Below are 19,839 nucleotides of genomic sequence, written 5' to 3'. Positions count from 1 at the left end.
TAGGGAGTTGGAAGACATGGCCCCAGTCGCCATGCGAAGTGTTGCTCGATCCCTTTCCGGAGCACTGCCGGTCTCGTACTGGCTGGACGACCCCGGCAAGCCCGCCGCACAGCCGGCGCTGACCTCCGACGAGGCCTGCGACCTGCTCGTCATCGGCGGCGGGTACAGCGGACTGTGGACCGCGCTCATCGCCAAGGAGCGCGATCCCGCCCGGGACGTCGTCCTGATCGAGTCGAAGGAGGCGGGCTGGGCCGCCTCCGGCCGCAACGGCGGCTTCTGCGCGGCCTCCCTCACGCACGGCCTGGCCAACGGCATGGCCCGCTGGCCGGGCGAGCTCGCCAAGCTGGAGGAGATGGGCGCCCGCAACCTCGACGAGATCGAGGCGGCCATCGACCGCTACGGCATCGACTGCGACTTCGAGCGCACCGGCGAGATCGACGTGGCCACCGAGCCCCACCAGGTCGAGGAGCTGCGCGAGCTGTACGAGGAGGCCGAGAAGCTGGGCCTCGCGGGCGGCTCGCGCTGGCTCGACCGCGAGGAGCTGCGCGCCGAGGTCGACTCGCCGACCTTCCTCGCCGGGCTGTGGGACACCGACGGCGTCGCCATGCTCAACCCCGCCAAGCTCGCCTGGGGCCTGAAGCGGGCCTGCCTCTCGCTGGGCGTGCGGATCTACGAGAACACCCGCGGGCTGTCCCTGGCCGCCTCCGGCGCCGGGATGGCCGTCCGCACCCCGTACGGGCGGATCTTCGCCCGGCGCGTGGCGCTCGGCACGAACATCTTCCCCTCGCTGGTCAAGCGGATCCGCCCGTTCACGGTGCCCGTCTACGACTACGCGCTGATGACCGAGCCGCTGACCGCCGACCAGCTGAAGGCCATCGGCTGGAACAACCGCCAGGGCCTGGGCGACAGCGCCAACCAGTTCCACTACTTCCGCATCACCCCGGAGAACCGCATCCTGTGGGGCGGCTACGACGCCATCTACCCCTACCGCGGCAAGCTGGACTCCGAGTACGACCACCGCCCCGAGACGTACCTGAAGCTCGCCCAGCACTTCTTCACCGCCTTCCCGCAGCTGGAGGGCATCAAGTTCAGCCACGCCTGGGGCGGGGCCATCGACACCTGCTCGCGCTTCTCGGCCTTCTTCGGCACGGCGCACGGCGGCAAGGTCGCCTACGCGGCCGGCTACACCGGGCTCGGGGTCGGCGCCACCCGCTTCGGCGCCGACGTGATGCTGGACCTCCTCGACGGGGCCCGCACCGAGCGGACCGAGCTGGAGATGGTGAAGTCCCGGCCGATGCCGTTCCCGCCCGAGCCCTTCGCCTGGACGGGGATCACCCTCACCAAGTGGTCCCTGGCCCGGGCGGATGCCCGCGGCGGCCGCCGCAACCTGTGGCTGAAGGTCATGGACAAGTTCGGCCTCGGCTTCGACAGCTGACCTGACCCGCCCCGCCCTGCCTGCCCCGCCCGGTCGGGCGGGCGTCCCGCCGCCCGACCCCGCCACGCCCCGGCGCGCGCCGCGGTTCACGCCGTGAGCCGCTTCACCACCACGGGGTGGGCAAACCCGCGTCATCGCAGGGCCCGGCCCCGCTCTCTTCCGGTGAGGAACCCTCACCCGAGAGAACGGAGGCCGGGCGATGCACGGCTCGGAGATCAAGACCGCGGTGGAATGGCTCGTATCGGTGGCGCCGGATCCCGACGCCTGCCGGTGGGAGTGGGAGCGCAACCCCCTCGGGGTCGCCCTGCTGCCCGCCGGCCGGCAGTGGGACGTGCTGATCCTGCCCGGGGAGCTGGGGCAGGCGGCCCTCGACGTCCTGGCCCTGCTCCTCGACCGGCCCGGCCCGGTGCTCGCCGACTTCGCGGACGCCCGGCTGGGCTTCTTCGTGCCCCCGGGCACGGCGTCCCGCTGGATCGGCACCGGCGTACGGGGGGCGGGACACGGGACCTGGATCGTGGTCCCGTACCCCGGCCGGGCCACGGGCGGGGTGCGCTGGCTGGTGGCCCCGGACGGCAGCGGGACGCTCACCGATCCGGTGCTGCTGGAGCTCGCGATGCACGAGGCCGCGGCCCGCGTGGCGGGGCAGGAAGGACGCAAGCCTTGACAAGGGCATTGGTCTGGACCATGTTGGGCGCCGCTGCCGCATCACCGGCGGCCTGGCTCCATCCCCCCATGTTCCGGAGGCAGTTGTGCGCAGACCCATGTCGCTGCTTACCGCGGCCGCCCTCGCGGTGGCCGCCTTCCTCGCCGCGGGCCCGCCGGCCGCGGCGGCCGACGCCGACCTCGCCCGCAACGGCGGCTTCGAAGCCGGACTCGACGGCTGGAGCTGCTCCGCCGGCAGCGGAGCCGTCGTCACCAGCCCCGTCCACGGCGGGAGTTCCGCCCTCAGGGCCACCCCGGCCGGCCAGGACAACGCCCGCTGCTCCCAGACCGTCACCGTCAAGCCCGACTCCGCGTACACGCTCACCGCCTGGGTGCAGGGCGCGTACGTCTACCTCGGCGCGGCCGGGACCGGCACCACCGACGTGTCCACCTGGACGCAGACCCCGGGCGCCTGGAAGCAGCTGAGCACGGCGTTCCGCACGGGCCCGGCCACCACCTCCGTGACCGTCTACACGCACGGCTGGTACGGCCAGAGCGCCCACCTCACGGACGACGTCACGCTCGTCGGCCCCGACCCGGGCGGCTCCGGACCCGGCCAGCCCCGGCCACCGGCCGCCCCCACCGGCCTGACGGCGTCCGGCGCCACCGCGAGCAGCCTGAACCTCTCCTGGTCGGCCGCCTCCGGCGCCACCTCGTACACGCTCTACCGGGACGGCGCCGCGCCCGTGAGCGTCACCGGGACCTCGGCCACGGTCACCGGACTCGCCGCGTCCACCGCGTACACCTTCCGGGTCGGCGCGGTGAACGCGGCCGGGGAGTCCCCGAAGAGCGCCCCCGTCTCCGCCTCCACGACGAGCGGCGGCGGCAACCCGGGCAACCCCGGCCTGCCGGCCCACGCCCTGGTCGGCTACCTGCACGCGAGCTTCGCCAACGGTTCCGGCTACGTCCGGATGGCCGACGTCCCCGCCTCCTGGGACGTCATCAACCTCGCCTTCGGTGAACCGACGTCGGTGACCTCGGGGGACATCCGCTTCTCGCTCTGCCCGGTCGGCGAATGCCCGAACGTGGAATCCGCGGCCGAGTTCAAGGCGGCCATCAAGGCCAAACAGGCCGCCGGCAAGAAGGTCCTGATCTCGATCGGCGGCCAGAACGGCCAGGTCCAGCTCGCCACGACGGCCGCCCGCGACACCTTCGTCTCCTCCGTCAGCAAGATCATCGACGAGTACGGGCTCAACGGACTCGACATCGACTTCGAGGGCCACTCCCTCTCGCTCGCGACGGGCGACACCGACTTCCGGGCCCCCACCACCCCGGTGATCGTCAACCTCGTCTCGGCCGTGAAGACCCTCAAGGCCAAGTACGGCCCGGACTTCGTCCTGACCATGGCCCCCGAGACCTTCTTCGTCCAGCTGGGCCACCAGTACTACGGCTCCGGCCCCTGGGGCGGCCAGGACCCGCGCGCCGGTGCCTACCTGCCCGTCATCCACGCCCTGCGCGACGACCTCACCCTGCTCCACGTCCAGGACTACAACTCGGGCTCGATCATGGGCCTCGACAACCAGTACCACTCCATGGGCGGCGCGGACTTCCACATCGCCATGACCGACATGCTGCTCACCGGGTTCCCGGTCGCGGGCGACACGGCTCGCGTCTTCCCGCCGCTGCGCCCGGACCAGGTGGCGATCGGCCTCCCGGCCACCACGAACGCGGGCAACGGCCACACCCCGCCCGCCGAGGTGGCCAAGGCGCTGGACTGCCTGACGAAGAAGACCGGCTGCGGCACCTACCAGACCCACGGCACCTGGCCCGCCCTGCGCGGACTGATGACCTGGTCGATCAACTGGGACCGCTTCGGAGCCTGGGAGTTCTCGAAGAACTTCGACGCCTACTTCGGCCGCTGATCGCCGGAGGAGCCGAAGAAGCCGACGTGGGTGGGCCGTCCGTCCGTGTGCAGCAGGACGTACAGCCCGCTCCACCGCAGGTCGGCCTCGCCCGCCAGGCTCTGCGCGTACTCCTGGTGGCTCATCGCCCGCTCCGCCCGCGCGAGCGCCTCCTCGTACTGGGCGACCGTCGGCCGGTCCGTCCCGAAGTGGTGGAGCAGCCGGTCGGCGGCCAGGGGCCGGACGGCTCCGTCCTCCTCCTGCGGCCCGGGGGCGACCCGCACGACGTCGAGGTCGGTGCGGAACGGGAGCCAGGCTAGGCGGAGGGTCTGACGGTGCGGCGGACGCTGTGCGCGACGGCCAGCAGCAGGGGCGTGCACAGGAAGCAGCTGGCCAGGACGTCCAGGGGCCAGTGCCAGCCGCGCAGGATCAGGCCGGTGGCCGTCGCCGCCGTCAGGACGAGGGCGAGGGCCGTCGGCCAGGGGCGGCGGGCGTACGGCGAGACCAGCAGGGCCGCTCCGATGTAGGCGACGGCCGACGTGGCCGTGTGGCCCGAGGGGAAGTAGCCGGCGGCCCACGGCTCCAGGGGGCCGGGACGGGCGGTCCACTCCTTCAGCGGCACGATCACGGCCGGGACCAGGGCCATCGCCGCGCCGGCGGTCAGGGCCGGGACCCAGGCGCGCGAGCGCCGGACGGAGTACGCCATCGCCAGGACCAGCACCGGCACGGCGACCGGGACGTTGCCGAGGTCGGAGAGGCGCTCCGTGACGGAGTCGGGGAGCGTGCGGACCAGGGCGCCGCTGAGGCGCTCGTCCGGCGTGAGCAGCGGACCCGAGGCCAGGACCTGCCAGGTCGTCAGGGCGAGCCCCAGCAGGGAGAGAAGGAGGAGAATGGCCGGCCGTCCCGGAACAGGGGGGGTGGTTCCGGGACGGCCGCCCGGATCGGGTTGCCGAGCGCCCCGGGGGGTTTGGGGCGAACGGCCGTCCGATCGGTGAGGAGTGTGCGCGAACGCAGGCCCAGTGCGGCGCTGGGGAAGCCCGGTACTGGTGTCGCCCCCGGTTTCCCGGGAGCGGGGTGTCTCACTCATCTGCAGAAACCGTACGGCAGCGGAAAGGGGACCGACAGCAGGAACGCGCTCCTGCCATCGGCCCCCCACATCTTCTTCACAGCGCCTGCCCGTTACCGGAGGTAGGGGCGGGCTCTCGTGTTCGGAAGGTCGCTCAGACGTCCGTGCCGATGGCCGCGAACGCCGCCTCGATGAGGTCCAGGCCCTCGTTCAGCAGGTCCTCGCCGATGACGATCGGGGGCAGGAAGCGGAGCACGTTGCCGTAGGTGCCGCAGGTGAGGACGAGCAGGCCCTCGGCGTGGCAGGCCTTGGCGAGCGCGCCGGCCGCCTCCGGGAACGGGGTCTTGGAAACCGGGTCCTTGACGAGCTCGATCGCGATCATGGCGCCGCGGCCGCGGATGTCGCCGATGATGTCGTACTTCTCCTGCATGGCCGTCAGGCGGGCCTTCATGACGGACTCGATCTTCTTCGCCGCGGCGTTGAGGTCGAGCTCCTTCATGGTCTCGATGGAGCCCAGCGCACCGGCGCAGGCCACCGGGTTGCCGCCGTAGGTGCCGCCCAGGCCGCCCGCGTGCGCGGCGTCCATGATCTCGGCGCGGCCGGTCACGGCGGCGAGCGGCAGACCGCCCGCGATGCCCTTGGCGGTGGTGATCAGGTCCGGGACGATGCCCTCGTCCTCGCACGCGAACCACTGGCCGGTGCGGCAGAAGCCGGACTGGATCTCGTCGGCGACGAAGACGATGCCGTTGTCGTTGGCGAACTTCACGATCGCCGGCAGGAAGCCCTTGGCCGGCTCGATGAAGCCGCCCTCGCCGAGGACCGGCTCGATGATGATCGCGGCGACGTTGTCGGCGCCGATCTGCTTGGTGATCTGGTCGATCGCCTGGGCGGCGGCCTCGGGGCCGCAGTTCTCGGCACCGGTGGGCCAGCGGTAGCCGTAGGCGACCGGGACGCGGTAGACCTCGGGGGCGAACGGGCCGAAGCCGTTCTTGTACGGCATGTTCTTCGAGGTCAGCGCCATCGTCAGGTTCGTACGGCCGTGGTAGCCGTGGTCGAAGACGACGACGGCCTGGCGCTTGGTGTACGCACGGGCGATCTTGACGGCGTTCTCGACGGCCTCGGCGCCGGAGTTGAACAGCGCCGACTTCTTCGCGTGGTTGCCCGGGGTCAGCTCGGCCAGCGCCTCACAGACCTCGACGTAGCCCTCGTACGGCGTGACCATGAAACAGGTGTGGGTGAAGTCCGCGAGCTGCGCGGAGGCGCGGCGCACGACGGCCTCGGCGGAGGCGCCGACGGAGGTCACGGCGATGCCGGAACCGAAGTCGATCAGGCGGTTGCCGTCGACGTCCTCGATGATGCCGCCGCCCGCGCGGGCCGTGAAGACGGGGAGCACGGAGCCCACGCCGCCGGCCACCGTCTCGAGGCGGCGGGCCTGCAGCTCCTGCGACTTGGGGCCGGGGATCGCGGTGACGATGCGGCGCTCCTGCGGGACAGCGGTCATAGAGGGCTCCTGGGGGGTGTTTTCGGGCGCACTTGTGTCTTTGTCCGCAGGCTAGGCCCGGGAGAGGGGGTACTGCATGCTCCGTTCGGGAGTGGTGCCCGCGTGTCCTTGTCCGTGACGGCCATAGGAAGGAGTCGCCGCCTGTCTTGTGGACGCTGCGGACACAGGGGCCCGTACGGGGCCCACGGGCGCCTGCGGGCAACTACATTGAGCGACGCAGCGCAGGCACGGGCAGGGGGCAGGGGTTTCATGGACACCGACGGCACGTACGGCACGGACGAGAAGCGGCCGCCGCGCGCCGGGCACGTCCCGCGGCCCGCGGGCCCGCCGCCGGCCGGACCGCCGCCCTCCGGCCCCGCGCCCGGCCTCCCGCCGAAGCCCGCCCACGCCCCCGCCGGCGCCGGGCCCTCCCTCGCCGACTGGCTGCGCACCCCGCGCAGCTCCGACGGGCCCGGCGTGTGGACGTACGGCCATGTGCCGCGCGCCGCCGAGGAGCCCGAGCGGACCCCGACCCGGCAGCTGATCAGCGGTGCGCTGATCGCCCTGCTGGCCGGGCTGCTGCTGTGGTCCCTGCTGTGGAACGGCTACCTGGGCGGCTTCTGGCTCTGGCCGCTCTACATGTTCACCCCCGACTCCTGGGCCGGGAAGCTGCCCTCGGTGGTGGCCTCGTACGTCTGGTACGCCCTGGTCGGCGCCGCCCTGGTCGTCGGCTTCGGCCGGCTCGGCCGCTGGCCGGAGCTGGCCCGCCGGATGCTCCGCAGCCGCGCCGTGCAGGCCGTGCAGGCCGCCGTACCGGCCCGGCCCGAGGAGGGCGGCCCCGACGACCCCGCCGCATGGCCGCAGCTGCGCGGGGCGGGGCTCGGGGAGATCGCCGACCGGCTCGGCGCCGAGGCCGGGGCCGGCCGTATGAACGACGTGGACTACGCGCGGATCCGGCGCGCCTGGGAGTCCGTACGGGCCGAACCCTCGCGGGCCGTGGCCTTCGCCGACGCCGTGCGCGACAAGGGGGCGGGCGCCTGCGTCCACCCCTCCGGGGCCCGGGACCTGCCCGTGCGGGCCGCGCGGCACGACCTGCTGGCCCGGCAGGTGCTGCTCGGCACCGTCGACGACGGCCCCCGCAACCCGTACGGCCGCCGCGGCACCCGCCTCGCCCTCGACCCGGCCGTCCTCGGCACCTCGCTGCTGGCCGTCGGCCCCTCCGGCGCGGGCAAGACCCGGCAGCTGGTGCGGCCCGTCGTCGAATCGCTCGCCCTCCAGGCGCTGGCCGGACAGGCCGCCGTCATCGCCGTCGCCTCGGCCGGCACCCAGCTCGGGCCGGACACCGCGTACGACGTCGTGGTCCGCGTCGGCGACGCCGACTCCGTCTACGACCTCGACCTCTACGGCGGCACCACCGACGCCGACGAGGCGGCCACGCTCCTCGCCGAGGCCTTCGTCGGCGACGTCCCCGGCATCGAGGTACGCCGGGCCGCGACGGCCCTCGCCCAGCTGCTCGGCCCCTTCCGCGCCGCGCACGGCCGCTTCCCCGCCGTGCCGGAACTGCGCGAACTGCTCGACCAGGTCCCCGGCGCCCTCGGCGGCCTGCGCAGCGCCCTCGAAGCCGCCGGGGCGCAGGTGATGCTCCGCGAACTCGACGCGCGCGAGCGGCAGTACGGGGCCCACGGCGACCCGGGACCGGCCCTCGCCGACCGGGTGGCCCTGCTCGACCGGCCCGCCTTCGCCGGCTTCTTCGACACGACCGGGCAGGGCAGGCCCTTCTCGCTGCGCGCCCTGGAGCACCCGCTGCGCGTCCGCATCGACCTGCCGGAGCGCGGCCACGCCGACGCCTCCCGGATCCTGGCCCGGCTGCTGCTCGCGCAGTTCAACGCCTCCGCCGCGGCCCGCGCCGACCGGTCCCTGTTCGCCTTCCTCGCCTTCGACGACGCCTCGCACACCCTGACCCCGCAGACCGTGCGCGGCCTGCAGCGGCTCCGCTCGGCGAACGCGGGAGTCCTGCTCACGCTGCGCACCCTGGACGACGTACCGGAGGCGCTGCGCACCCCGCTGCTCGGGGCGGTCGGCTGCCGGATGGCCTTCTCCGGGGTCACCACCTGGGACGGCAAGCGCTTCGCCGAGGCCTGGGGCACCGAATGGGTGGAGACGCGGGACGTCACCCACCGGACCGTCTTCGCCGACCAGCCGCTGACCCGGGCCATCCACGCCTTCCGCAAGCTGGTCACCGGCAAGGCCGTGACCACGGACGCGGTGACCGTACGGCAGGTGGAGCGGGAGCGGTGGTCGGCCTCCGAGCTGGCGCACGCCGTACCGCCCGGGTACGCCGTGCTCTCGCTGACCTCGGTCAAGGGGGAGCGGGCGGCTCCGCTGCTGGTGCGGCTGGCCGCCACGGGCTGAGCCGACCCGTACGAGGTGGCAGAATCGAGGGGAGTCGTTCATACGACAAGGCGAAATTCACGCGCCTCTCCTTTCTGCCGTACCCCTCCCTCCTCTAAGGCCCCTGGTACCCGATGCCGCTCACGCTCGCCTCACTCGTCCAGCACTCGGCGCTCAAGCTCAGCGTCCGGGCGGGGGAGGGCCGCCTCGACACCCCCGTGCGCTGGGCCCACGTCAGCGAGCTCGCCGACCCCGTCCCCTATATGGAGGGCGGCGAGCTGCTCCTGATCACCGCGATGAAGCTGGACGCGGAGGATCCGCAGGAGATGCGCCGCTACGTACGCCGCCTCGCCGCGGCCGGGGTCGTCGGCATCGGCTTCGCCGTCGGCGTGAACTACGAGGCGATCCCCGAGGCCTTGGTCGAAGCCGCGCGGGCCGAGGACCTGCCGCTGCTGGAGGTGCCGCGCAGGACCCCGTTCCTCGCGATCAGCAAGGCCGTCTCGGCGGCGCTGGCCGCGGACCAGTACCGCGCGGTGACCGCGGGCTTCGAGGCGCAGCGGGAGCTGACCCGGGCCGCGCTCTCCGCCGACGGGCCCGCCGAGCTGCTGGCGAGGCTGGCGGCGCACGTGCACGGGTGGGCCGCCCTGTACGACACCTCGGGAGCGGTGGTCGCGGCCGCCCCGGAATGGGCCGCGCGGCGGGCCGCCCGGCTGACCCCCGACGTGGAGCGGCTGCGGGAGCGGCCGGCGCCCGCGAGCGCGGTGGTGGGCGGTTCGGAGGACCGCGTCGAGCTCCAGTCGCTCGGCACGGGCCGCCGGGCCCGAGGCGCGCTGGCCGTCGGCACGGGGGCTCCGCTGGGCACCGCCGAGCGGTACGCGGTGCACTCGGCGGTGGCCCTGCTGACCCTGACCACCGAGCGGTCGAGGTCGCTGCACGACGCCGAGTCCCGGCTGGGGGCGGCGGTGCTGCGGATGCTGCTGGACGGGGAGGCCGAGCATGCCCGGGCGGTGGCCGGGGACCTGTACGGGGCGCTGCTGGAGGCGCCGTTCCGGCTGATCGTGGCGGAGCCGGCGCTGGCGGGGACCGCGCAGCCGGAGGGGCTGGCGCTGCTGGCCGACGCGGTGGAGTCGGCGGCGGCCCGGGCGGGGGAGGCGCTGCTGGTGGTGCCGGAGCCGGGGCGGCTGGTGGTGCTGGCGGCCGACGGGGGCGCGGCGGTGCAGGCCGCCGCGGACCACGCGGAGGCGCTGGAGTCGCGGCGCGGGCGGGAGTCGACCGGTCCGGAGCCGGACGAGCTGGTGATCGGGCTGTCCGCGGCCGCGGAGCCCTCGGGGGTGGCGGCGGCCTTCAAGCAGGCCGACCAGGCGCTGGCCGTGGCCCGGCGGCGGGGGCGGCCGATGGTGGAGCACGAGGACCTGGCGGCCGGCTCGGTCCTGCCCCTGCTGGCGGACGAGGCGGTACGGGCCTTCGCGGACGGCACGCTGCGGGCACTGCGCGAGCACGACGAGAAGGGCCGCGGGGACCTGGTGGCCTCGCTGCGGGCGTGGCTCTCGCGCCACGGGCAGTGGGACGCGGCGGCGGCCGACCTCGGGGTGCACCGGCACACGCTGCGCTACCGCATGCGGCGCGTCGAGGAGATCCTCGGCCGCTCCCTCGACGACCCGGACGTCCGCATGGAGCTGTGGCTCGCCCTCAAGGCCACCTCCCCCGCCGCGTAGGCGGCAGGCGAAAACCGGCCCCGCGCGGCGCGACACTGACAAAGCGGCGCGGGGAAGGCCCGGCATGCTCCACCCCGGCTAAACGCCGAAACCCGGACGGAGTCCTACGGTGGAGGGGACAAGGACCCCGCACACACTCGAAGGGCCGGGATTCGCATGACTTCCACCCACGCCTTCTGGCTCGCCGGCCGCCAGGCCACCGGCGAGGACAGCTTCGACGTCCACTCCCCGTGGGACAACCGGCTCGTCGGCACCGTCAGCGTGCCCACCGACGCCCAGGTCGAAGAGGCCGTGGCCGCGGCGTACGCCGTGACGGCCGAATTCTCCGCGACTCCCGCCCACGTCCGTGCCGCCGCCCTGGACCACGTGTCCAAGCGGCTCGCCGAGCGCACCGAGGAGATCGCCCAGCTGATCTCCGCCGAGAACGGCAAGCCCATCAAGTGGGCCCGCGGTGAGGTCGGCCGTGCGGTGTCCGTGTTCCGTTTCGCCGCGGAAGAGGCCCGCCGCTTCAACGGCGGAGAGGCCCAGCGCCTCGACACCGACGCCGGCGGCGTCGGCCGCCTCGCCCTGACCCGCCGCTTCGTCAAGGGCCCGGTCCTCGGCATCGCGCCGTTCAACTTCCCGCTGAACCTGTGCGCCCACAAGGTGGCCCCGGCCATCGCCGTCGGCGCGCCGATCATCCTGAAGCCGGCCCCGGCCACCCCGCTCTCCGGCCTGATCCTGGGCGAGCTGCTCGCCGAGACCGACCTCCCGGCCGGCTCCTGGTCGGTCCTGCCGGTGGCCAACGACAAGATGCCGGCCCTGGTGAAGGACGAGCGCCTGCCCGTCATCTCCTTCACCGGCTCCGACAAGGTCGGCTACGCCATCCAGCAGTCGGTGCCCCACAAGCACTGCACCCTGGAGCTCGGCGGCAACGCCGCCGCCGTCGTCCTGGACGACTGGTCCTCCGAGGCCGACCTCGACTGGGCCGCGACCCGTATCGCGACCTTCTCGAACTACCAGGCCGGCCAGTCCTGCATCTCCGTGCAGCGCGTGATCGCCGACGCCTCCGTCTACGACCGCCTCGTCGAGAAGGTCGTCGCGAAGGTCCAGGCCCAGGTCACCGGCGACCCGAACGACGACGCCACCGACGTCGGCCCGCTCGTCTCCGAGGACGCCGCCAAGCGCGTCGAGTCCTGGGTCGACGAGGCCGTCTCGGCCGGAGCCAAGCTGCTCACCGGCGGCAAGCGCGAGGGCGCCTCGTACGAGCCGACCGTCATCGCCGACCTGCCCGCCGACACCACCCTCGCCGTCGAGGAGGTCTTCGGGCCGGTGCTGACGCTGACGAAGGTCGAGAACACCGACGAGGCCTTCGCCGCCGTCAACGACTCGAAGTTCGGCCTGCAGACCGGCGTCTTCACCCGGAACATCCAGACCGCGTTCCGCGCCCACCGCGAGCTCGAGGTCGGCGGTGTGATCGTCGGCGACGCGCCGTCCTACCGCGCCGACCAGATGCCGTACGGCGGCGTCAAGCAGTCGGGTGTCGGCCGCGAGGGTGTCCGCTATGCGATGGACGACTACACGTACGAGCGAGTCCTGGTCCTGACCGGCCTCGACATCTGATTCTCGTACGGCCAAAAAGCCGACGGCCGGAGCCTACTGTGCGGGGGCTCCGGCCGTCCCCCTTTTCCCGCGCGCACGGATTGGGTACGACTCACAGGTAGCACCGGCCAGTAGGCCGATACCACCGACTCCGGCGGCGAGGTGAGTCCCCTCATGTCCGCAACACAGCCCGCACAGCCCAAGGTGACCGAGCGCGAGGCACGGCAGGTCGCGGAAGCGGCCCGGGAACAGGACTGGCGCAAGCCCAGCTTCGCCAAGGAACTGTTCCTGGGGCACTTCCGGCTCGACCTGATCCACCCGCACCCGATGCCGGCGGACGAGGACGTCCGGCGCGGCGAGGCCTTCCTGGCCCGGCTGCGGGCGTTCTGCGAGACCGAGATCGACAGCGCGCGCATCGAGCGCGAGGCGCGGATCCCCGACGAGACCGTGCGCGGGCTCAAGGAGCTCGGCGCCCTCGGCATGAAGATCGACCCCAAGTACGGGGGCCTGGGCCTCACCCAGGTGTACTACAACAAGGCGCTGGCCCTGGTCGGCTCCGTCAGCCCCGCCATCGGGGCCCTGCTCTCCGCGCACCAGTCGATCGGCGTCCCGCAGCCGCTGAAGATGTTCGGCACGCAGGAGCAGAAGGACACGTACCTGCCGCGCTGCGCGACCACCGCCATCAGCGCCTTCCTGCTCACCGAGCCGGACGTCGGCTCCGACCCGGCGCGCCTGGCCACCACCGCCGTCCCGGACGGGGAGGACGCGTACGTCCTGGACGGGGTGAAGCTCTGGACCACCAACGGGGTGGTCGCGGACCTGCTGGTGGTGATGGCCCGCGTACCGAAGTCGGAGAACCACCGCGGCGGGATCACCGCCTTCGTCGTGGAGGCCGATTCCCCCGGGATCACCGTCGAGCACCGCAACGCCTTCATGGGCCTGCGCGGCCTGGAGAACGGCGTCACCCGCTTCCACCGGGTCCGGGTGCCCGCCGCGCAGCGCATCGGCGCCGAGGGCGCCGGGCTGAAGATCGCACTGACCACGCTGAACACCGGCCGGCTGTCCCTGCCCGCCATGTGCGTCGGCGCCGGGAAGTGGTGCCTGAAGATCGCCCGCGAATGGTCCGCCGTCCGCGAGCAGTGGGGCCGCCCGGTCGCCCGGCACGAGGCCGTCGGCGCCAAGATCTCCTTCATCGCCGCGACCACCTTCGCCCTCGAAGCCGTCGTCGACCTCGCCTCCCAGATGGCCGACGAGGACCGCAACGACATCCGCATCGAGGCCGCCCTCGCCAAGCTCTACGGCAGCGAGATGGCCTGCCTGATGGCGGACGAGCTCGTCCAGATCCGCGGCGGGCGCGGCTTCGAGACCGCCGAATCGCTGGCCGCCCGCGGCGAGCGCGCCGTCCCCGCCGAGCAGATGCTGCGCGACCTGCGCATCAACCGGATCTTCGAGGGCTCCACCGAGATCATGCACCTGCTGATCGCCCGCGAGGCCGTCGACGCCCACCTGTCGGTCGCCGGCGACCTCATCGACCCCGAGAAGGACCTCGGCGACAAGGCCAGGGCCGGAGCCCGCGCCGCCGGGTTCTACGCCCGCTGGCTGCCCAAGCTGGCCACCGGCCCCGGCCACGTCCCCGGCACCTACCGGGCCTTCCACCCGGGCGGCCACCCCGACCTCTCCGTCCACCTGCGCCATGTCGAGCGCAGCGCCCGCAAACTGGCCCGCTCCACCTTCTACGCCATGTCCCGGTGGCAGGGCCGGATGGAGACCAAGCAGGGCTTCCTCGGCCGGATCGTCGACATCGGCGCCGAGCTCTTCGCGATGAGCGCGGCCTGCGTGCGCGCCGAGCACCTGCGGGCCTCCGGGGAGCACGGCCGCGAGGCCTACCAGCTGGCCGACGCCTTCTGCCGGCAGTCGCGGATCCGCGTGGAGGAGCTCTTCGGGCGGCTCTGGTCCAACACCGACGACCTGGACCGCAAGGTCGTCGCGGGCGTCCTGTCCGGCACCTACACCTGGCTCGAGGAGGGCGTGCTCGACCCCTCCGGCGACGGCCCGTGGATCGCGGACGCCACTCCGGGCCCGTCGACTCACAAAAACGTGCACCGTCCCCTCCGCTGACCTGAGAGGATCGACCTCAGGCGCACTGATGTACGGGTGCACGGGTACGGGTGGGCGTACGCCCACCGGCACGAGGGCAAGGCGGGCAGCGATGTCGACGGCCGTGGAAGACCGGGACAGCCGGCGGCTGGCCTGGTGCGTGGCGCACGTCCTGCGCCACGCACCGGACCACATCGCCCTCGACCTGCTGGGCCGGCTCGACCGGCCGACCCGCAAGTACCTGTGCCGCGACGAGTGGCTCCCCGCCTCCGCCGTCACGCTGCTCCTGCGCCACGGCAGCGAGGCGGACCGCCACTTCATCGCCCGCAACCCCCGCGTCGTCGGGCGGCCCCTGCCCGGGCTGCCCGGCCCCGCCCGGTACGCCCGCCGCCGGACCCCGCCCGAACTGCTGCCCGTCCTGCGCGCCGAGCTCGGCCGGGACCCCGCCGACGGCGCCCTCACCACCGCGGAGCTGATCGGCCTGCTGCGCCGGCACGGCATACGCGGGCCCCGCACCGCCCTCGACGTCCTGCGGCTGCCGCACGCACTCGATCCGGGCGAGGCGGCCGCCGAGCACGCCCGGCAGCCGCTGCCGCCCGGCGCCGTCGAGGCGCTGCTGCTCGTCGCGGAGCTGCCCGACGAGACCGTGCGCGCCCTGCTCGCCACCCCCGCCGCGCTCCGGGACGGGCGCTCTTGGCACCGGCCCGCCGTCCGCGCCGTCCGGATGGGCCGGCTCACCCACGAGGAGCTCGTCGCCTGCGTGGCCCCGGCCCGCCACACGCTGCTCCTCGGCCACCTCCCGCCCCGCCCGGGCCTGCGCTGGAACCTGCCCGAACAGGCCGGGATGCGGACGGCCGTCACCCGCGCGCTGACCCCGCTGGGGGACGACCCCCGGCTCTGGTCCGAACTGCTGCGCCACGCCCCCGGCTTCGCCGGGCCGCTGCCGGACCTGGTGGCCGCCGTGGTCGAGGGGAGCCTGCCCGCACCCGAGCGTCCGGCCGCGCCCTCTGCCGCGAGCGCCGGCGCCGGCGCCGGACCCGAGGAGGCCCTCGCGCGGGCCGTGCGCCACCTGGCCCCGACCGCCGCCGAGCCGGTGAGCGGGGGAGTGGAGCGGGAACTCGCCCTGGCCAGCCTCGCCGTCCCGATGGAGACCGTCCAAGAGGACATCCGCTGGGTGCGGGACTGCCTGGACCGGTCCCTGCTCACCGGCGTCGACGTGGTCCGGCACAAGCTGCCCGCCTGCTGGGCCCTGGACGAGGACCACTGGCTCGGTGACGTGGACCATCCCGACCGGCACGACCGCCCCGGGGCCGTGCTCGCCGCCCGCGCGGAGGCGGACCGGCTGTTCGCCCTGGCCCTCGGCGAGGACCCGGACGCCTGGTGGCGGGTGGCCCGCACCCTCCCCGACTTCGCCGGAACGCTCCCGCACCTGCTGCTGCGGGTCACCGACGGGGACTCCGTGTCCACGCGCCCCTGAGTTGCGGCAACAATGGGGGGCATGAGCGACCGCCCAGCCCCCCTCGCCGATCCGCACCTCCTCTTCGACCCCGCGGCCGGCCGGCGGGACATCGTCATCCTCGGATCCACCGGGTCCATCGGGACCCAGGCCATCGACCTCGCCCTGCGCAACCCGGACCGGTTCCGGGTGACCGCGCTGTCCGCCGCCGGCGGGCGCGTCGGGCTGCTGGCCGAGCAGGCCCGGCAGCTGCGGGTGCACACCGTGGCCGTCGCCCGCGAAGACGTCGTACCGGCCCTGAAGGAGGCCCTGAACGCCCAGTACGGCGCTTCGGAGCCGCTGCCCGAGATCCTGGCCGGCCCCGACGCGGCGACCGAGCTCGCCGCCTCCGAGTGCCACACCGTCCTCAACGGCATCACCGGTTCCATCGGCCTCGCGCCCACCCTCGCCGCGCTGCGGGCGGGCCGGACGCTGGCCCTGGCCAACAAGGAGTCGCTGATCGTCGGCGGCCCGCTGGTCAAGGCCCTCGCGAAGCCCGGCCAGATCATCCCGGTCGACTCCGAGCACGCGGCCCTCTTCCAGGCCCTCGCCGCCGGCACCCGGGCCGACGTGCGCAAGCTCGTGGTCACCGCCTCCGGCGGCCCCTTCCGCGGCCGTACCCGCGCCGAGCTGGCCGAAGTCACCGTCGCGGACGCCCTCGCGCACCCCACCTGGGCCATGGGCCCGGTGATCACCATCAACTCGGCGACCCTGGTCAACAAGGGGCTGGAGGTCATCGAGGCGCACCTGCTCTACGACATCCCCTTCGACCGCATCGAGGTCGTGGTCCATCCGCAGTCCTACGTCCACTCGATGGTGGAGTTCTCCGACGGCTCCACGCTCGCCCAGGCCACCCCGCCGGACATGCGCGGCCCGATCGCGATCGGCCTCGGCTGGCCCGAGCGCGTCCCGGACGCGGCGCCCGCCTTCGACTGGACCAAGGCGTCGACCTGGGAGTTCTTCCCGCTCGACACCGAGGCCTTCCCCTCGGTCGGCCTGGCCCGGCACGTGGGCACCCTGGGCTCCACCGCCCCCGCCGTGTTCAATGCGGCGAACGAGGAGTGCGTCGAGGCGTTCCTGGCCGGTCGGCTGCCGTTCACAGCAATCATGGATACGGTCTCTGCCGTGGTCGATGAGCACGGAACGCCGGACGCGGGAACTTCCCTGACCGTCCGGGACGTCCTCGAAGCGGAGACCTGGGCCAGGGCCCGGGCACAGGAGATGGCGGCCAGGGCCGCCGTGGAGGCGCGCGCATGACAGCACTCATGACGGTGCTCGGAATACTCATCTTCGTATTCGGGCTGCTCGTCTCCATCGCGTGGCACGAGCTCGGCCACCTCTCCACGGCCAAGCTCTTCGGCATCCGCGTGCCCCAGTACATGGTCGGCTTCGGCCCGACCATCTGGTCGCGCCACAAGGGCGAGACCGAGTACGGGATCAAGGCCATCCCGATGGGCGGCTACATCCGCATGATCGGGATGTTCCCGCCCGGCGAGGACGGCAAGGTGACCGCCCGGTCGACCTCGCCGTTCCGCTCGATGATCGAGGACGCGCGCTCGGCGGCGTACGAGGAGCTCCAGCCCGGCGACGAGACGCGGCTGTTCTACACGCGCCGGCCGTGGAAGCGCGTGATCGTGATGTTCGCGGGCCCGTTCATGAACCTGGTGCTGGCGCTGGCGATCTTCTTCGGCGTCTGGATGAGCTTCGGCATCAGCCAGACGACCACGCAGGTCGCGAGCATCTCGCCGTGCGTCATCCAGCAGAGCGAGAAGCGCGAGGTCTGCAAGGCGGGCGACCCGGTCGCCCCGGCCAAGGCCGCCGGGCTGCAGGCGGGCGACCGGATCGTGGCGTTCAACGGCCGCAAGCTGACCGACTGGGCCGCCCTGCAGAAGCAGATCCGCGACACCGTCGGCCCCGCCACCGTCACGGTCGTGCGCGCAGGGCAGCAGCAGACCCTGCCCGTCAAGCTGATCGAGAACAAGGTCGCCAAGACCGACGGCCACGGCGGGTACGTCAAGGGCGAGTACGTGACGGCCGGCTGGCTCGGCTTCACCCCGAAGAGCGAGATCGCCCCGCTGTCCTTCGGACAGTCCGTGGACCACATGGGCGAGGTCGTCGACAACAGCGTCCAGGGGCTGCTCAAGCTGCCCGCCAAGGTCCCCGCACTGTGGAACGCGGCCTTCAGCGGGGCCGAGCGCGAGCCCGACTCCCCGATGGGCATCGTCGGCGCGGCCCGGATCAGCGGCGAGATCGCGACCCTGGACATCCCGGCCGAGCAGCGGCTGGTGTTCTTCCTCCAGCTCGTCGGGTTCTTCAACCTCTCGCTGTTCCTGTTCAACATGCTCCCGCTGCTGCCGCTGGACGGCGGGCACATCGCGGGCGCCCTGTGGGAGTCCGTCCGGCGCACCGTGGCGCGCGTGTTCCGGCGTCCCGACCCCGGTCCGTTCGACGTGGCGAAGCTGATGCCCGCCGCGTACGTGGTGGCCGGCGTGTTCGTCTGCTTCACGCTGCTCGTGCTCGTGGCCGATGTGGTGAACCCGATCAAGATCACCTAGTACGTCCGCTCCCGTACGGGGCGCACGGGAGCCGCGAGGGAGCCGGGCACGCATCGTGCCCGGCTCCCTACGTTCGGGTGTTCCAGCCCCTCGGATGCGTGAGCGGCCCCTTGATTGGCGTAATCTCGAAGCCTGGAGCCCGCCGATCTCGGGACCTTGATCCACACCTTGGGGTTGCACAGCAGATGACTGCCATCTCTCTCGGAATGCCGGCCGTGCCGACGAAGCTTGCCGACCGCAGGGTCAGCCGCAAGATCCAGGTCGGCTCGGTGGCCGTCGGCGGCGACTCACAGATCTCGGTGCAGTCGATGACGACCACCAGGACCTCCGACATCGGCGCCACGCTCCAGCAGATCGCAGAGCTGACCGCCTCCGGCTGCGACATCGTGCGCGTGGCCTGCCCGACGCAGGACGACGCCGACGCGCTCGCCGTGATCGCGAAGAAGTCGCAGATCCCGGTCATCGCCGACATCCACTTCCAGCCCAAGTACGTGTTTGCGGCGATCGACGCCGGCTGCGCCGCCGTCCGCGTGAACCCGGGCAACATCAAGCAGTTCGACGACAAGGTCAAGGAGATCGCGCGGGCCGCCAAGGACGCGGGCACCCCGATCCGGATCGGCGTCAACGCCGGCTCCCTCGACGCGCGACTGCTCAAGAAGTACGGCAAGGCCACCCCCGAGGCGCTGGTCGAGTCCGCGCTGTGGGAGGCCTCCCTCTTCGAGGAGCACGGCTTCAGCGACATCAAGATCTCGGTCAAGCACAACGACCCGGTCGTCATGGTCAACGCCTACCGCCAGCTCGCCGCCCAGTGCGAGTACCCGCTGCACCTCGGCGTCACCGAGGCCGGCCCGGCCTTCCAGGGCACCATCAAGTCCGCCGTCGCCTTCGGCGCGCTGCTCTCCGAGGGCATCGGCGACACGATCCGCGTCTCCCTCTCGGCCCCGCCGGTGGAGGAGATCAAGGTCGGCATCCAGATCCTGGAGTCCCTGAACCTCAAGCCGCGCCGCCTGGAGATCGTCTCCTGCCCGTCCTGCGGCCGCGCCCAGGTGGACGTCTACAAGCTGGCCGAAGAGGTCACGGCCGGCCTCACGGGCATGGAGGTCCCGCTGCGCGTCGCGGTCATGGGCTGCGTCGTGAACGGCCCGGGCGAGGCCCGCGAGGCCGACCTCGGCGTCGCCTCCGGCAACGGCAAGGGCCAGATCTTCGTGAAGGGCGAGGTCATCAAGACCGTCCCCGAGTCGAAGATCGTGGAGACCCTCATCGAGGAGGCGATGAAGATCGCCGAGCAGATGGAGAAGGACGGCATCGCCTCCGGCGAGCCGACCGTCGCCATCGGCGTCTGAGCACCACGGCGTCTGAGCACCACGGCGTCTGAGCACCACGGCGCCCGGGCCCCCCGCCCGGCCCCCGAAGGCATCGGCCCCGGCCCCGTTCCCGCAGCTCGCGGGCGGGGCCGGGGCTTTTTCGTGACCCGTGGGACC

At 73.0% G+C, this 19,839-nt stretch carries 14 protein-coding genes; 11 read left to right on the top strand and 3 right to left on the bottom strand.

Translation table 11 applies throughout. From position 1 onward, the window contains the following. The first annotated feature begins 16 nt into the window (after positions 1–16). From ACFYZS_RS35915 to ACFYZS_RS35905, 3 genes are all read left to right on the top strand, one after another. A complete protein-coding gene (locus ACFYZS_RS35915; RefSeq protein WP_389022307.1) occupies positions 17–1,435 on the top strand; it encodes an NAD(P)/FAD-dependent oxidoreductase in 1,419 nt (472 codons plus the stop codon). Positions 1,436–1,634: 199 nt separating this feature from the next. Beyond that, complete coding sequence (locus ACFYZS_RS35910) at positions 1,635–2,099, top strand: hypothetical protein (RefSeq protein ID WP_389022305.1); 465 nt, start codon at positions 1,635–1,637, stop codon at positions 2,097–2,099. Positions 2,100–2,196: 97 nt separating this feature from the next. Beyond that, on the top strand, positions 2,197–3,999 hold the full coding sequence (locus tag ACFYZS_RS35905) for a chitinase (RefSeq protein WP_389022302.1): 1,803 nt from the start codon (positions 2,197–2,199) through the stop codon (positions 3,997–3,999). On the opposite strand, the gene ACFYZS_RS35900 is transcribed toward ACFYZS_RS35905, so the two are convergent. From ACFYZS_RS35900 to gabT, 3 genes are all read right to left on the bottom strand, one after another. After that, positions 3,984–4,262 (bottom strand): hypothetical protein, encoded by a 279-nt coding sequence (locus tag ACFYZS_RS35900; protein WP_389022300.1) that lies wholly within the window; start codon positions 4,260–4,262, stop codon positions 3,984–3,986. The two genes, ACFYZS_RS35905 and ACFYZS_RS35900, sit on opposite strands and share 16 nt — an antisense overlap. Positions 4,263–4,294: 32 nt before the next feature. After that, positions 4,295–5,065 (bottom strand): phosphatase PAP2 family protein, encoded by a 771-nt coding sequence (locus ACFYZS_RS35895; RefSeq protein WP_389022298.1) that lies wholly within the window; start codon positions 5,063–5,065, stop codon positions 4,295–4,297. 133 nt (positions 5,066–5,198) lie between these two features. Next, the gene (gene gabT / locus ACFYZS_RS35890) at positions 5,199–6,545 is read right to left on the bottom strand and encodes a 4-aminobutyrate--2-oxoglutarate transaminase (RefSeq protein ID WP_389022295.1); all 1,347 of its coding nucleotides are present in this window, start codon (positions 6,543–6,545) and stop codon (positions 5,199–5,201) included. Between the two features lie 249 nt (positions 6,546–6,794). On the opposite strand from gabT, the gene ACFYZS_RS35885 reads away from it, so the two are divergent. The 8 genes from ACFYZS_RS35885 to ispG all read left to right on the top strand — a co-directional run bounded on the left by ACFYZS_RS35885 (position 6,795) and on the right by ispG (position 19,701). Further along, a complete protein-coding gene (locus tag ACFYZS_RS35885) occupies positions 6,795–8,936 on the top strand; it encodes an ATP-binding protein (protein ID WP_389022292.1) in 2,142 nt (713 codons plus the stop codon). Between the two features lie 113 nt (positions 8,937–9,049). Further along, positions 9,050–10,630, top strand: coding sequence for a PucR family transcriptional regulator (locus tag ACFYZS_RS35880; RefSeq protein WP_389022290.1), 1,581 nt, complete (start codon positions 9,050–9,052; stop codon positions 10,628–10,630). Between the two features lie 156 nt (positions 10,631–10,786). Next, on the top strand, positions 10,787–12,232 hold the full coding sequence (locus ACFYZS_RS35875) for an aldehyde dehydrogenase family protein (protein ID WP_030859772.1): 1,446 nt from the start codon (positions 10,787–10,789) through the stop codon (positions 12,230–12,232). A gap of 153 nt (positions 12,233–12,385) precedes the next feature. Continuing rightward, on the top strand, positions 12,386–14,329 hold the full coding sequence (locus ACFYZS_RS35870) for an acyl-CoA dehydrogenase family protein (protein ID WP_389022287.1): 1,944 nt from the start codon (positions 12,386–12,388) through the stop codon (positions 14,327–14,329). A gap of 91 nt (positions 14,330–14,420) precedes the next feature. Then, on the top strand, positions 14,421–15,785 hold the full coding sequence (locus tag ACFYZS_RS35865) for a hypothetical protein (RefSeq protein WP_389022284.1): 1,365 nt from the start codon (positions 14,421–14,423) through the stop codon (positions 15,783–15,785). A 12-nt stretch (positions 15,786–15,797) separates the two neighbouring features. Beyond that, on the top strand, positions 15,798–17,060 hold the full coding sequence (gene dxr, locus ACFYZS_RS35860; RefSeq protein ID WP_389022281.1) for a 1-deoxy-D-xylulose-5-phosphate reductoisomerase: 1,263 nt from the start codon (positions 15,798–15,800) through the stop codon (positions 17,058–17,060). Next, positions 17,057–18,358, top strand: a complete 1,302-nt coding sequence (locus ACFYZS_RS35855; protein WP_389022278.1) for a M50 family metallopeptidase — start codon at positions 17,057–17,059, stop codon at positions 18,356–18,358. Before dxr ends, ACFYZS_RS35855 begins: the two co-directional genes overlap by 4 nt. 185 nt (positions 18,359–18,543) lie before the next feature. Continuing rightward, positions 18,544–19,701 (top strand): flavodoxin-dependent (E)-4-hydroxy-3-methylbut-2-enyl-diphosphate synthase, encoded by a 1,158-nt coding sequence (gene ispG / locus ACFYZS_RS35850; protein WP_053693180.1) that lies wholly within the window; start codon positions 18,544–18,546, stop codon positions 19,699–19,701. Positions 19,702–19,839 lie beyond the last annotated feature (138 nt).

It is taken from the genome of Streptomyces sp. NPDC001903, assembly GCF_042891345.1.
Lineage (GTDB): Bacteria > Actinomycetota > Actinomycetes > Streptomycetales > Streptomycetaceae > Streptomyces.
Note: the sequence above shows the minus strand (reverse complement) of the source record. Positions and strands in the feature narration are given on the sequence as shown.

Bases quoted from the DNA above. Each gene is read 5' to 3' on its own strand.
- gabT (WP_389022295.1), bottom strand. From the start codon at position 6,545: ATGACCGCTGTCCCGCAGGAGCGCCGCATCGTCACCGCGATCCCCGGC.
- ACFYZS_RS35875 (WP_030859772.1), top strand. From the start codon at position 10,787: ATGACTTCCACCCACGCCTTCTGGCTCGCCGGCCGCCAGGCCACCGGC.
- ACFYZS_RS35870 (WP_389022287.1), top strand. From the start codon at position 12,386: ATGTCCGCAACACAGCCCGCACAGCCCAAGGTGACCGAGCGCGAGGCA.
- ACFYZS_RS35910 (WP_389022305.1), top strand. From the start codon at position 1,635: ATGCACGGCTCGGAGATCAAGACCGCGGTGGAATGGCTCGTATCGGTG.
- ACFYZS_RS35905 (WP_389022302.1), top strand. From the start codon at position 2,197: ATGTCGCTGCTTACCGCGGCCGCCCTCGCGGTGGCCGCCTTCCTCGCC.
- dxr (WP_389022281.1), top strand. From the start codon at position 15,798: ATGGGGGGCATGAGCGACCGCCCAGCCCCCCTCGCCGATCCGCACCTC.
- ACFYZS_RS35865 (WP_389022284.1), top strand. From the start codon at position 14,421: ATGTCGACGGCCGTGGAAGACCGGGACAGCCGGCGGCTGGCCTGGTGC.
- ACFYZS_RS35880 (WP_389022290.1), top strand. From the start codon at position 9,050: ATGCCGCTCACGCTCGCCTCACTCGTCCAGCACTCGGCGCTCAAGCTC.
- ACFYZS_RS35855 (WP_389022278.1), top strand. From the start codon at position 17,057: ATGACAGCACTCATGACGGTGCTCGGAATACTCATCTTCGTATTCGGG.
- ACFYZS_RS35895 (WP_389022298.1), bottom strand. From the start codon at position 5,065: ATGAGTGAGACACCCCGCTCCCGGGAAACCGGGGGCGACACCAGTACC.
- ispG (WP_053693180.1), top strand. From the start codon at position 18,544: ATGACTGCCATCTCTCTCGGAATGCCGGCCGTGCCGACGAAGCTTGCC.
- ACFYZS_RS35885 (WP_389022292.1), top strand. From the start codon at position 6,795: ATGGACACCGACGGCACGTACGGCACGGACGAGAAGCGGCCGCCGCGC.
- ACFYZS_RS35915 (WP_389022307.1), top strand. From the start codon at position 17: ATGGCCCCAGTCGCCATGCGAAGTGTTGCTCGATCCCTTTCCGGAGCA.